The organism is Glycomyces albidus (genome assembly GCF_009451885.1).
Lineage (GTDB): Bacteria > Actinomycetota > Actinomycetes > Mycobacteriales > Micromonosporaceae > Glycomyces > Glycomyces albidus.
Genome location: NZ_WIAO01000063.1, coordinates 1 through 12,722, shown reverse-complemented (window position 1 = coordinate 12,722; position 12,722 = coordinate 1). Strand labels below are relative to the sequence as shown.

At 72.1% G+C, this 12,722-nt stretch carries 10 protein-coding genes; 1 reads left to right on the top strand and 9 read right to left on the bottom strand.

Translation table 11 applies throughout. The features are described from left to right. Positions 1 to 142: 142 nt before the first annotated feature. The 6 genes from GFD30_RS25445 to GFD30_RS25420 form a co-directional block, all read right to left on the bottom strand. Complete coding sequence (locus GFD30_RS25445) at positions 143 to 1,303, bottom strand: DUF5685 family protein (protein WP_153027954.1); 1,161 nt, start codon at positions 1,301 to 1,303, stop codon at positions 143 to 145. Between the two features lie 376 nt (positions 1,304 to 1,679). Then, entirely contained in the window at positions 1,680 to 2,993 is a 1,314-nt protein-coding gene (locus GFD30_RS25440; RefSeq protein WP_153027953.1) for an alginate lyase family protein, read from the bottom strand. A 364-nt stretch (positions 2,994 to 3,357) separates the two neighbouring features. Continuing rightward, on the bottom strand, positions 3,358 to 4,269 hold the full coding sequence (locus tag GFD30_RS25435) for a glycine betaine ABC transporter substrate-binding protein (protein ID WP_153027952.1): 912 nt from the start codon (positions 4,267 to 4,269) through the stop codon (positions 3,358 to 3,360). A 63-nt stretch (positions 4,270 to 4,332) separates the two neighbouring features. Next, a complete protein-coding gene (locus tag GFD30_RS25430) occupies positions 4,333 to 5,232 on the bottom strand; it encodes an ABC transporter permease (RefSeq protein ID WP_153027951.1) in 900 nt (299 codons plus the stop codon). Then, positions 5,229 to 6,278, bottom strand: a complete 1,050-nt coding sequence (locus tag GFD30_RS25425) for a quaternary amine ABC transporter ATP-binding protein (RefSeq protein ID WP_194202120.1) — start codon at positions 6,276 to 6,278, stop codon at positions 5,229 to 5,231. Before GFD30_RS25425 ends, GFD30_RS25430 begins: the two co-directional genes overlap by 4 nt. 316 nt (positions 6,279 to 6,594) lie before the next feature. Next, positions 6,595 to 7,494, bottom strand: a complete 900-nt coding sequence (locus tag GFD30_RS25420) for an amidohydrolase family protein (RefSeq protein ID WP_153027950.1) — start codon at positions 7,492 to 7,494, stop codon at positions 6,595 to 6,597. A 295-nt stretch (positions 7,495 to 7,789) separates the two neighbouring features. On the opposite strand from GFD30_RS25420, the gene dxs reads away from it, so the two are divergent. After that, on the top strand, positions 7,790 to 9,715 hold the full coding sequence (dxs, locus tag GFD30_RS25415) for a 1-deoxy-D-xylulose-5-phosphate synthase (protein ID WP_153027949.1): 1,926 nt from the start codon (positions 7,790 to 7,792) through the stop codon (positions 9,713 to 9,715). 56 nt (positions 9,716 to 9,771) lie between these two features. Here dxs and GFD30_RS25410 read toward each other — a convergent pair whose 3' ends face one another. From GFD30_RS25410 to GFD30_RS26490, 3 genes are all read right to left on the bottom strand, one after another. Continuing rightward, positions 9,772 to 10,077 carry a hypothetical protein gene (locus GFD30_RS25410; RefSeq protein ID WP_153027948.1) on the bottom strand — a complete coding sequence of 102 codons (306 nt, stop codon included), beginning with the start codon at positions 10,075 to 10,077 and terminating at the stop codon, positions 9,772 to 9,774. Further along, positions 10,074 to 10,295: a hypothetical protein gene (locus GFD30_RS25405; RefSeq protein WP_153027947.1), complete on the bottom strand. Its 222-nt coding sequence runs from the start codon at positions 10,293 to 10,295 to the stop codon at positions 10,074 to 10,076. The genes GFD30_RS25410 and GFD30_RS25405 overlap by 4 nt, the downstream gene beginning before the upstream one ends. Positions 10,296 to 10,424: 129 nt before the next feature. Then, positions 10,425 to 12,722: SCO7613 C-terminal domain-containing membrane protein (locus GFD30_RS26490; protein WP_194202119.1), on the bottom strand; the 2,298-nt coding region annotated here is incomplete at its 5' end.

The following is a 12,722-nucleotide window of genomic DNA, read 5'->3' as shown; positions in this document are numbered from 1 at the left end:
GTCCCGCCCGGCGGCCCGGGCGCCCCCGGCACCCAGTACGGGTACCGGCCGCCGGTGCAGCCCGGCCCTCCCGCCTCCGGCCCCGCGGCGCCGAACGGCTGGCCGCAGCCGCCGAACTGAAGCCGAGGCGCCCTCGCCGCGGTCAGTCGCACGAGCAGGGGCAGTCGCAGCCGCAGCAGCCCCCGTCCGAGTCGCCGCCGCACTGGCAGCACTGGCAGCAGTCGCAACTGCAGCAGTCGCAGCAGTCCCGGCAGCAGCCCTCCCGGGACCGGCCCGACCACGGGCCCTCGTAGTGCTCGGCGCAGCACAGCTGGCAGGTGCAGGCGAGCACCGCGAAACTGCACAGCCCGGCCCAGAAACCGCGGCGGCGACCGCGGTGGCCGTCGTCGTACCGCCGGTCCCGGCCGCGGTGCCGGTCGCGCTGCGAGTCGGGGTGGCGGTAGGCCGCGCACGTAGTGCCGAACGTCTTCGCGACCGCGTGGCGCGCATAGCGGTCCAGCAGCAGCTCGGTCATGGTCCGGTCGACGAGCGAGGCCGACTCGAGCGCGGCCCGCAGGTCGCCGAGCGCCTCGCGCGCCAGCGACCGCGCACCCTCGACGCCGGCCCCGGTGGCGGCCAGCGGATTCCACGCGCCGCGCTCGGCGTCCTCCTCGAAGTCCTCGGCGGCGTCGAGCAGGTGGGCCAGGCGCCCGAACGCCGCGCCGGCGGTCCGGAACGCGTCGGCGTTCTCCGGCCGTCCACCCAGGACCGCGGCGTGCGCGAACAGCTCGGCGGTGGCCGCCTCGGTCGGCGCGGTGACCTCGATGAGCGGCGTGCCGGTGCCGCTGGCGGCTTCGACCTCGCGCTGGCGGGCGACGGCGGCGACGAGCGGGTCCACGTCGAGGCTGATCGACTCGCCGAGCCCGATGGCCTTAGCCCGCAACCGGTCCGCGGTGAGGCCCGCGACGCCGCGGGCGCCGGGCCGGGCGGCGATGCCGTCGCCGTCCTCGACGTGGTCGCGCAGCTTCGCAGACGCCAGCAGCAGCGAGGCGGTCGCGGCCAGGCGCGGACCGCCGCCGACCGCGACGGTCTGGCGCCGCATCCCGCGCAGCGCGCAGGGCCCGGCGTTGCGGGACTCGGCGTCGCCGCCGAGCTGGGCCTCGACGAGGACCGAGAGCGCCAGGGCGTCGTAGTTGGTGGTGAGCCGCGCGAGCTGGCCGGCGTCGTCGCGCAGTTCGAGGCACAGGCCGCAGAAATGCCCCATCCAACGTGGCTTGAGGCCGTCGGGGGTGCGGGACGGGCAAGGGGCGAGGATGCCGAACAAAGGGTCTCCTAGCTCGTCGGCAGCGCACCAAGGGGATCGGCGGCTGGAAGCGGGTGCTGCCCAGGGATCGTAGCGGCCGCCGGCAACGCGGGCGGTACGCGTGAGCGGCCGGCCGCAGCGCGGCCGACCGCTCGCATCCCGTCCCTCGCCAGGGTGACGGGTCGGCCGTTTGCGGCCGTTCTTGTCGGACCCGGGCGGGAGGATCGCACCTACCTTTCCCCGGGCGGGTGGGGGTTCGGGATGGAGGTCCCACCCACCCGCGCCGGCGCCGGCGGCAGCCGCGCGGGTTCGGTGCCCCGGGCGACCTGAGCCAGGACCTGAGCCCAGCGGCGCCGGCGAGGCGAGCGGCCCCCGGCCTGCCGGGGCCCGCCGTGCGTCAGCCGAGGGGCTTCAGGTCGTCGGGCATCTCGTCCCACGTCAGTCGCACGTGCGCGAGCGTGCCGAAACCGAGGGCGTCGAACCCGCCCGAGGTGGTGCCGTAGTCGCCGCCTCCGCCTTCGGGGCTGTTGGTGCCGCAGATCGTGCCGACGTTCGGCATCGCGAAGCCCCGGCGCGCGGTGTAGTGGTGGAAGACCATCTCCCACACCGGCCGGACCTGCCCGCGCCCGCCCGAGCCCATCACCGTGTGCTCGCGGTAGGCGCAGTTCTGGCCGGTGCCCCAGCTGTACCGGGTGAACGGCAGGTCGTCGTGCCCGAGGTTGTAGCGCGCCACGTACTCCGCGGCCTTCGCGAAGGCGTTGCCGTCGGCGCCGTACAGATCGATCCCCTGGTTCCAGGCCATCTCCATGAACGTCGCCATGAGCCCGATGCCCATGATCGAGTGCCCCTGGTCGCGGCCCGACTCCTGCCACTGGGCGAGGCCGCCGTCGTAGACGAACGGGATGGCGTTCCGGATGGAGCCGTTGCCCTCGCCGTTCCAGAAGTAGTCGATCGCCTGGCCGGTGATCGACGAGTCGTCGCAGATGATGCCGATGGCGAGCTTGCTCGCCATGTTGCACAGGTCCCAGTTGGCCCAGTAGTTGGTGATGCACGCGTCGTTGTGGCCGGTCAGGAACGAGTCGTTCATCGGCAGGAAGACGCTCGTCATCATGTCCTGGAATGCGCCGAGGTCGAAACCGCTCTGGCCGCGCACGATGTCGGCCGCGCAGCAGAACTGGTACCCGTAGATGCCCGCGGCCAGGAACCGGTCGGCGTTGCCGGTGACGGTGGTCAGCGTGTTCGACCACGCGTTGAGGATCTGGATCGCCTTGTCCCGGTGGGCGGTCGAGCCGCCGACGCGCCAGCGCAGCGCGTTCTGGTACGCGGCGTGGATGTCGTTGTAGAGCTGCGGGTAGTTCTGGCCGTCGCCGCCGCGGATGATCGTCGCGGTGGGCCGGGCCGTCCAGGTGCTCTGGGAGTGGCTGTTCGCGGTGAGCCTGTTCCAGCCCGAGAGCCACGGCTCGAGGCGGGCGTCGACTTTCGCCCGCATGCGGTCGAAGTCGGCCTGGGTGTGGAGCATCCCGGGGTGGACGGCGAGTGCGCCGGCGTCCGCGGTGGTGGACTCCTGCGCGGCGGCCAGGCCGAGGCCGCCGGCTCCGGCGGCCGCGAGGCCGCCCGCGGCGATCGCGCCGTGGAACAGGCGGCGCCGTTTGACGTTCGGTCCGGGGGCCGCGTCGGGGGATGTGGACTTGTCCTGGTCGTGGATCGACATGGTGCTCCTATGCGCCATGCGGTGCGCGATGCCGGGGAATGCCACCGCCAACCTGCGGCGACCGGCCGAAACCGGTTGCCATGTCACATATTAACCGACGCATCCACATATATCAATGCAAACGAACGCTTTCCGACGCTCGCACCCTGCGCGGCACCGCGCGGGCCCGGGAACGTGGTTTCGGTGCGGGACCGGGCGTTCCGGTCCCGCACCGGGGCCGCCCCTGTGGGGGAGGCGGCCAGGCCGCGTACGGCCTGCGCGCGTGGGCTGCGACGGCGGAGGTCGGCCCGGTCCTCGTTCCTGCCGCAGGGCCCCCAGGGCCCCGGCCGCCGCAGCGCCGCGCGCGGGTCTGCCGGGCGGACGCCTAGGCGACGAGGTCGCTGAACCGGTTGTCCTGCAACCAGGCCGAGACACCGGCCTGCACATCGCCGTCATGCTCGGCGAACACCGTGTTCTCCAGGTCCGCGAGCTGCTCGTCGCTCATCGCGAAGGACTCCAGGGCCCCGGCGACGTCGGCGAAATCGTCGCTGAACCCGGTGCGCGCCAGGATGTTGATCGTCTCGGCCTCGCCGAGCGTCGCCTCCGGGTCCTCCAGGTTCTTCAGGTCGTACTTCGCGTACGCCCAGTGCGGCTGCCACAGCGTCACGACGATCGGCTCCTCGGCGGCGATCGCGCTGTCGAGCTCGGTGAGCATCGCCGTCGTCGACGAGGTCTCGAGCGTCAGGTCGGTGATGCCGTACGTCGGGATCGTGCTGTTCTGCACGGCCTCGGTGAGCCCGGCGCTGGCCTCGATGCCGACGATGCGGCCGCCGAAGAGGCCGGCGTTCGCGTTCAGCTCGGCCAGCGAATCGACGTCCACATAGGCCGGAACGGCCACGGTGAGCGAGGCGTTCTCGTTCCAGGTGCCGAGCTGCTCGAGCCGGTCGCCGTAGGTGTCCATATAGGTCTGGTGGGTGATCGGGAGCCACCCGTCGAGGAAGACGTCCAGGTCGCCCGAGGACAGGCCCTCGAACAACGGCCCGACCTCGGTGAACTCCTGGGTGGTGACGGTGTACCCCGACGCTTCGAGGGCCTGGCGCCACAGCTCGGTGGCGACGACCGCCTCGTCCCAGTTGATGTAGCCGATGACGATCTCGCCCTCGCCTTCGGGCAGGCCGAAGTCGACTCCTTCGGCCGCGGCCTCGCCGGGCTCGTCCTCCACGGAGCAGCCGGCCAGGGCGAGGGAGGCGGTCGCGCCGGTGGCGATGGCGCCCTTCATGATCGAACGTCGTTGCATGTCTCCTGCTTTCCGGCGAGCGGGTGCCCGCGCTGACTTCTCGGGGCGTTCTTCAGGCGTGGTTCAGCGGGCGAGCTCGGCGGCCCGCGCGACCGGGGTGCGGTCGGACAGGCCCTGCGTGACCCGGTCGAGGAGGATCGCGAGCAGGACCACGGCGAGGCCGGCGTTGAAGCCGGCCGCGATGTCGAGGCGGCCCAGCGACCCGGAGATGACGGCGCCGAGGCCCCCGCCGCCCACCAGGCCCGCGATGACCACCATGGACAGTGCGAGCATGATGACCTGGTTGAGCCCGGCCATGATCGTCGGCAGCGCCAGCGGCAGCTTGATCCGCACCAGGATGCGCGCGGGGGAGGCCCCGAACGCCTGCCCGGCCTCGACGACCTCGCCGTCGACCTGCCGCAGGCCCAGTTCGGTCAGGCGCACGCCCGGCGGCATCGCGAAGATGATCGTGGCGATGATGCCCGGCACGACGCCGACGCTGAAGAGCATCACCACGGGGATGAGGTAGACGAACGCCGGCAGCGTCTGCATGAAGTCGAGGACCGGCCGCGCGACGGCCGAGAACGCCCGGCTCTCGGCGGCGGCGATGCCCAGCGGGATCGCCAGGACGATCGCGATGACCGCGGCGACGAGGACCATCGCCAGGGTCTGCATCGTCTCCTCCCAGTACGGGGTCCAGGCGACGACGAACATGCCCAGGCCGATGCCGACGCCGAGCTTCCAGCCCTTCGCGGCCCACGCCGCGGCGGCGAACAGCAGCACCATGACCCCCGAAGGGAGCCAGAGGAGCCCGTCGGCGAGGTTCGCGTACAGGAACTCCAGGCCGGCGTCGACGGCGTCGAACCCGGCGGCCCACGCGTCGCGGGCCCAGCGGATGAACGTCTCCATCCAGGCGCCGAACGGCATGTCGGGCAAGGGCTTCCAGATGTAGGTCCAGAACCAGTCGCGGAGGTACTCGATCATGCCGGCTGCGCCTCCTGCTCGGCGCCGGCGCTCTCGCGCTCGGGCGCCAGCGACTTGATGATGGACCGGGGCGTGACGACGCCGAGCGGGTCGGCGTTGTCGTCGACGACCAGCAGCGGCGACCGCGAGTTCAGGACCGGCTCGTAGAGCTCGTTCACCGGCACGTCGGGCTCGACGGTCGTGAACGCGCTCGTGTCGCGGGTCCCGCACGGCTCCATGACGGCCTCGGCGGTGAGGACGCGGGTGCGGTCGACGTCGGCGGTGAACTCGGCGACGTACTCGTCGGCCGGGTGCATGAGGATCTCCTCGGCGGTGCCGAGCTGCTTGACCTGGCCGTCGCAGATGGCGATCCGGTCGCCGATCCGCATGGCCTCGTTGAGGTCGTGGGTGATGAAGACGATGGTCTTGCCGAGCGCGCCCTGGAGGTCCAGGAGCTGGTCCTGCATCTCCTGCCGGATCAGCGGGTCGAGGGCGCTGAACGCCTCGTCCATGAGCAGGATCTCGGTGTCGGCCGCGAGGGCCCGGGCCAGGCCCACGCGCTGCCTCATGCCGCCGGAGAGCTGCGCGGGCAGCTTGTCCTCGTGGCCGGACAGGCCGACGAGCTCGACCGCCTCTCTCGCGCGCTCCAGTCGCTCGGCCTTCGCGAGGCCCTTGATCTCCAGGCCGAACGCCACGTTCTCGACGACCGTGCGGTGCGGGAGGAGCGCGAAGTGCTGGAAGACCATGCTGATCTTCTCGCGGCGCAGGCGCCGCAGCTCGCGTGCCGAGAGCGAGCCGAGCTCGACGCCGTCGATGCGGATCGTGCCGGAGGTGGGCTTGATGAGGCCGTTGAGCATCCGGATCAGGGTCGACTTGCCCGAGCCGGACAGGCCCATCACCACGAAGATCTCGCCGGGCTCGATGGACCAGGTGTGGTCGATGACGGCGGCGGTCACGTTCCTCGCCGTGAGCTCGTCGCGCGGGACTCCCGCCTCGAGCTGGGACACGGCGCTTCGGGCGCCTTTGCCGAAGACCTTGTACAGGGACTCCACTTCGATCGCTGGCATTGCTTCCTTTCGTACCCGGCCGGCGGCGCTCGCGGCGGGGGAGGGCGCGAGTCGCCGGACCGGGCACGGGCATCCGTCGGGGGGCGTCGTCGAGGGGCGGCAACCCTGGGAACCCTAGCCAACGCTCGGGTTTTTTCAAGCCGAGCAGTGCGTGAGAAAGCAGACACGAGCCGTGGCATCGCCGCGTCTGTGCTGGTGAGAGGCGCGATGAAAGGATGTGTACTGTCGTCGGTTGGATTGTCTACAAACAGACATTCGACAGAATTGAGATCTGGCGGAGGCCAGGCCGAGACCGATTCGTGACCGGCCGCGGCGGTCACGGCAGCCGCGCCGCCTTCGCGTGCTCGGTGATCGACGCCAGATCCGTGTCGCTCAGTCCGAGCGCCCGCGCCTTCTCGTACTCGCGGGCGATGCCGGTCCCCATCCGCATCGGCGAGTCGGTCCCGAGCACCACCTCGATCCCCGCCTCCAGGAACCGCGGCAGCGGGTGCTCCTCCAGGCTCGGCACCATCCCCAGCACCACCGACGACGTCAGGCACACCTCGACCGTCACGCCGCGCTCCGCCAGCAGCCGCATGAGCCCCGGGTCGCTCGCCGCGCCGACGGCGTGCCCGATCCGCCGGATCTGCTCGATCTCCGTGAGCGCCGCCAGGTTCGAGGCGTTGAACGCCCCCGCCGGCACCGTCACGCCGAGCCCCGCCGCGCCCGCCGCCTCGGCGACCACCCGGCCCCGCGACCAGTCCGCCTCCGCCGCATACGGGACGTAGATGATCTCGACGCCCGCCAGGCCCGCGGCCGCCGCGTCCCCGAACGCGTCGCACAGCTCCCGCAGCATCGGATCCCACAGGTTCATGCTCAGGACCGCGCCCGCGTCGAACTCCGGGTAGTCCTCGGTCACCTGCGAACGCGCCGCCTTGAAGCGCTCCATGAACTGCGGGTACACCACCGACTCCTGCGGCAGCCGCAGCTCGGTGTAGGCCGCGCCCCCGCGCGCGGCCGCCGCGAGCGCGTCGATGAGGATGCCCTCGTAGACCTCCGGGTCCACCGCGTCGAGGTCGAAGCGCGGCACCGCGGACAGCCGCTGGAGCCGGGCCAGGCCCGGGGCCACCTCCCGCACGCGCTCCCGCCGCGCACCCCAGTCCACCGGTGAGGAGCTCAACACCTGATCGAGCCGTGCGGGCCATTCCGTGTTCTGGTGCAGGTCGATGAGATCCATGTTGCGATGATCACATTCCGATCACGGGAGGGCTGGGCTTTCGCACGGCGTGTCCCTTTCGGGGAATGACTGCTTTCCGACAGTGACAGGTACTCTCACGCTTTCGGATGAACTTCCGGTGGGGCCCCTGCGATCCGGTCGAACCCGTGCCCCGTGACGGCCGCCCGCGCGAACCGTGACCGCCCCCGCCGCCGCGATGACGCCCTGATCACGGCCCCCGGGCCGCCATGAGACAGGTCCCAGCCGCACTCGCGGAGGTTTCGAACAGCCGGTGTCGCGGATAGACTTCCGCGTTATGAACCCGCACGACGAACCCGAGATGGGCCCGCTGCTGTCGAGCATCGGCAGGCTGGCCGATTTCAAGTCGATGGACGAGGCCGACCTGCCCGCACTCGCCGACGAGATCCGCGAATTCCTCGTCGACGCGGTCGCCAGGACGGGCGGCCACATCGGCCCCAACCTCGGCGTCGTCGAGCTCACCATGGCGATCCACCGGGTCTTCGACTCCCCGCACGACCAGGTCGTCTTCGACACCGGACACCAGTCGTACGTCCACAAAGCACTCACCGGCCGGGCGGGCGCCTTCGCCGGCCTGCGCAGCCGCGGCGGCCTCACCGGCTACCCCAGCCAGGCCGAGTCGCCCCACGACCTGGTCGAGAACTCGCACGCCTCCACCGCCCTCTCCTACGCCGACGGCCTCGCCAAGGCCCACGCCCTGTCCGGCTCCGACCGGCACGTCGTGGCGCTCGTCGGCGACGGCGCGCTCACCGGCGGCATGTGCTGGGAGGCGCTCAACAACATCGCCGCCCGCGACGACCTCAAGCTCGTCATCGTCGTCAACGACAACGGCCGCTCCTACGCGCCCACCGTCGGCGGCCTCGCCAAGCGCCTCTCGGCGCTGCGCCTCAACCCCGGCTACGAGCCGGCGCTGCGCAAGATCCAGGAGCTCGTCGAGCGCATCCCCGTGTTCGGGCGCGCCGCCTACGCGGGCCTCCACGCCGCCAAGACCGGCCTCAAGGACGCCCTTGCGCCGCAGGGCATGTTCTCCGACCTCGGCATCAAATACGTCGGCCCGGTCGACGGGCACGACCTCGGCGAGCTCACGCTCGCGCTCGAGCGCGCCAAGGGCTTCGGCGGCCCCGTCATCGTCCACGCCCTCACCGAGAAGGGCCGCGGCTGGGCCCCGGCCCGCGCCGACGAGGCCGAGCAGATGCACGCGCCCTCGGCCGCGTTCGACCCGATCACGGGCGAGCCGGTCGCCGCCTCCAAGCGCCGCTGGACCGCCGTGTTCGCCGACGAGCTGGTGGCCCAGGCGAACCTGCGCCCCGAAGTCGTCGCGATCACCGCCGCCATGCCCGGCCCGACGGGCGTCGACAAGCTCATGAAGCGCCACCCCGAGCGGGTCTTCGACGTCGGCATCGCCGAGCAGCACGCCGTCACCTCGGCCGCGGGCCTGGCGATGAACGGCATGCACCCGGTCGTCGCCGTGTACTCGACCTTCATGAACCGCGCGTTCGACCAGACCGTCCTCGACGTCGCCATGCACCGGCTGCCGGTGACGTTCGTCCTCGACCGCGCCGGCATCACCGGCCCCGACGGGCCGAGCCACTACGGCATCTGGGACACCTCGATCTTCCGGGTCGTCCCGGGCCTGCGCATCGCCGCGCCGCGCGACGCCGCGAGCCTGCGCGAGGAGTTCGCCGAGGCCCTGTCGGTCGACGACGGCCCCACGATGGTCCGCTTCCCCACCGGCGCGGTCCCGGAGGCCGACATCCCGGCCGTAGACGTCCACGAGGGACTCGACGTGCTCGTCAAGCACGAGGACGACGAGCTGCTGCTCGTCTCCTGCGGCTCGCTCGCCGGCATCGCCGTCCAGGCCGCCGCCCTCCTTGCGGAGCAGGGGATCCGGGCCACCGTGGTCGACCCCCGCTGGATCTCCCCGGTGCCGGACGCGCTCGTCAAGCTCGCCGGCCAGTACCCGCTCGTGGCCACTGTGGAGGACGGCATCCGCACCGGCGGCTTCGGCGACGCGCTCGCCCAGTCCCTGCGCGACTCCGGCGACGAGACCCCGCTCGTGGACTTCGCCGTCGAACGCGGCTGGCACCAGCACGGCACCCGGGCCCAACTGCTCGCCGACCTCGGCCTGACCCCCGAGTCCATCGCCGAACGCCTCGCCGGCGAGGTCCACCGCCGCGGCGAAGCCGCGGCGCACCACCACTAGGCTCGAACGCTCCCGTGCGCGGGACCACCTCGCAGCGGTGACGCGGCCGCAGCGGATCAGTTGAAGCGGGCCTCCATGGAGGCCCGCGCCGCGGCCAGCGCCGATGTCTCCACGACCCCGACCGGCTCGGCCAGGGCGCTCGCGGGCACCGACTGGTGCATGGTCCAGGTAATGAAGCCGGGAGAGGGGGTGAGGCTATGCAGATGCCTGGTCGCCGGGAGATTGCCGATCATGCCCGTCAGGCTGTAGACGCACACGGTCACCCAGCCAGTGCTGCGGTTGTCTTCAGCGGATGACAGCACCACTACTAGCGAATCGGGCCGTTCGATCCTGCGGAAGACCTGCCCTGGCTCAGGGTTCACCGGTTGTCCTCGGTCGAGTGGTCGAGGATGGAGGCGCCCCATGCCATCCAATCGTCGATTTCGGATTGGGGAAGCGCGGCGACGACGGCGTTCGCCTCGTCCTGGACCTCGCGCAAGTACTTGGCTCTGACCGCGTTCTCGATATAAGCGCTTGCGTTGCCGGAAGCGGCCGCGAGTTGCCAGACCTCTTCACTGATGTTGATGTTGTGCCTCGCCATACACACGATCGTACACCCTAAGGGGCATGGCGAACGCCGGAGAGGGAAAGCGGCGCGGCGGACCGGGTTGGTCCGCCGCGCCCGGTGCTATCGGTAATGACGCCGTGCGGCGCCGGTTCGGTTGCATCCTCATCGCATCGCTTTCAGACCGTCTCTGATCCGGGCGAGGTCGCGGCGGCGCTTCTCGAAGGTCGCGCCGGCGCCGATGAGGATCGCGCCGCCGATGGCCGGCGGGATCCACACCGGGATGTGGTCCCACACCAGCGACAGCTCGTTGATCGTGAGCACCGCGAGCGCGATCGATCCGAGCACGAGCGGCGCCTGCCAGCGCCGGCCCAGGCCCGCGATGATCACCGCGATGGCGGCCGCGCCGACGCCCACGCGCCGGGCCGGCTCGCCGTCGCCGAGCGCGAGGAGCAGGCTCGGCCCGATGCCGATGAGGATCGGCAGCGCCAGCGTCGACCACGACCCGGAGGCCGGGCGTCCTTCGAGCCGCCACAGTCCGATGAGGAACAGGATCGCGGCGGGGGGCCCGGTGTAGAACTCGAGGGTCTCGATGCTCTGGGCCGCCAGCAGGGACCACCAGCCGAGCGTGCCCGTGCACAGCGCGGCGATCCCGTAGCCCCACTTGCGGACCGGTGCCATCATCGCCGCCCCGGCCAGTGCCAGCGTGTACACGCCGAACTGCGCGGACGGGAACAGGGTGGTGTCGGAGGTCCCGATCCCGATCACGACCCCCTGGATCACGCCGACGAATATGGAGATCCCGGCCAGCACGTGGGCGAGGACCGCTGCGAGCACCCGGTCGGGGCGGGTGCGGCGGGGTGCGCCCGCGGCGATGACGAGCATCGCGGCGGCGCCGATGGTGATCCAGAGCGTGATCCAGGAGTTGTCGTCGGGGGCCATGGTCTCGCTGGAGGCCGCCGCCAGCGCGCTGGCCGGGATCCAGACCGCGAGCGACGACCAGCCCGTGCAGCGGCCCGCGATCGTGCCCGAGGCCAGGGCCGAGGTCAGCGCGATGACGCAGCAGACGAGGAAGGCGATCGTGGGGACCGCGTCGAACCGCGCGGGGTCCTCGCCCCACAGGAGGCTCGCCGCCGACACGATGGCGAAGGTCACGGCCAGGGCGGCGGCGTTGACGCGGAACCGGGCGGGGAGGAGGACCGCGGTGAAGGCCAAGACCGCCAGGACGATCGGGACCTCCCAGTTGAATCCGGCGGGTTGCTCGAGGCGGAGCACCATCGCCCATGCGCCTCCGAGCGCGATGAGCGATGCGGCGAGCGCGGTGCCCGCGGCGACCAGGTACGAGGCGATCCGCAGCGGTTTCCCGAGCGGTTCGCCGACGAGCGGGGCGGCGAGCCGGGCGGCGATGAATGCGGCGAGGTAGGCGCTCAGGTCGGGCGCGTCGAAGGCGACGGTCGCGAACGCGGCGAGGGAGGCGAGGCCGGCGGCCTGCGCGAGCGTGAACCCCCAGGCGCCGTCGCGGGAGCCGATGGTCGCGAACGGGACCACCGCGGCGGCGAGCAGCGCCAGTGAGGGCACGATCAGCTCGGGCGATTCCGAGCGGACGGCGAGCGTCCACGCGCACAGCACGAGCGATCCGGCGGCGGAGGCGGCCACGAGCATGCTCGTGATCGAGACGCGAAGGCGGCGTGCGAATCCGACGCCGACGAGGTTGGCGGCGGCGAGGGCGGCGACGGCCGCGGCGACGGGCGGGACGACCGGGTCGTCGAGACCGAAGGCGGCGCGCAGGCCCGCCGAGCAGGCGGCGACGACGGCGGCGCAGGTGAGGAACCGGGAGGCCCACAGGTCCGAGCGCTCGTAGCGTCCCGGGTAGCGGCCGGTGAGCCACGCGGCGATGCCGAGCGCGAGGGCGATGGCGAGCATGAGGACGACGGCCAGGCCGAGGTCGCTGGCGGCGGCGTAGGCGGCGCCGATCGCGGCGAGCGGGAGCAGGGCCCAGCTCGTGGCGGTGAGCCTGGTGGCGCCGCGGTAGGCCGCGAGGACGGCGAGGACGCCGGCGGTCCAGGCGCCGACCGAGTCGGGTCCGAATTCGGCGCCCGGCGGCCGGTACAGGTAGTAGCCGGCGAGGGTCGTGCACCACAGGGCGAGCGCGCCGAGCGCGGCGAAGGTCTCGGCGGTGGCCCAGAGGCGGTACCGCTTGCACGCGACCGGGATCGCCAGGAGCAGGAGGGTGACGCCGCCGAGGATCGCGGCGCGGCCGCCGTTGCCGAGGTTGCGCCAGGCGACGGCGGTGAAGATGATGATGGCGGCGGCCACGAGGAGCCCGCCGAGGCTCAGCAGGACGGTCTGGACGGTCTTGGATCCGACCTCGCCGCGTTCCTGCGGCGGCCGGGGCGGCAGGTGGCCGGCGTGGACCTGCCCCGGGTGGACGTGGGGGGTGCCGCTCGGCGGGGTGGCGGGGGC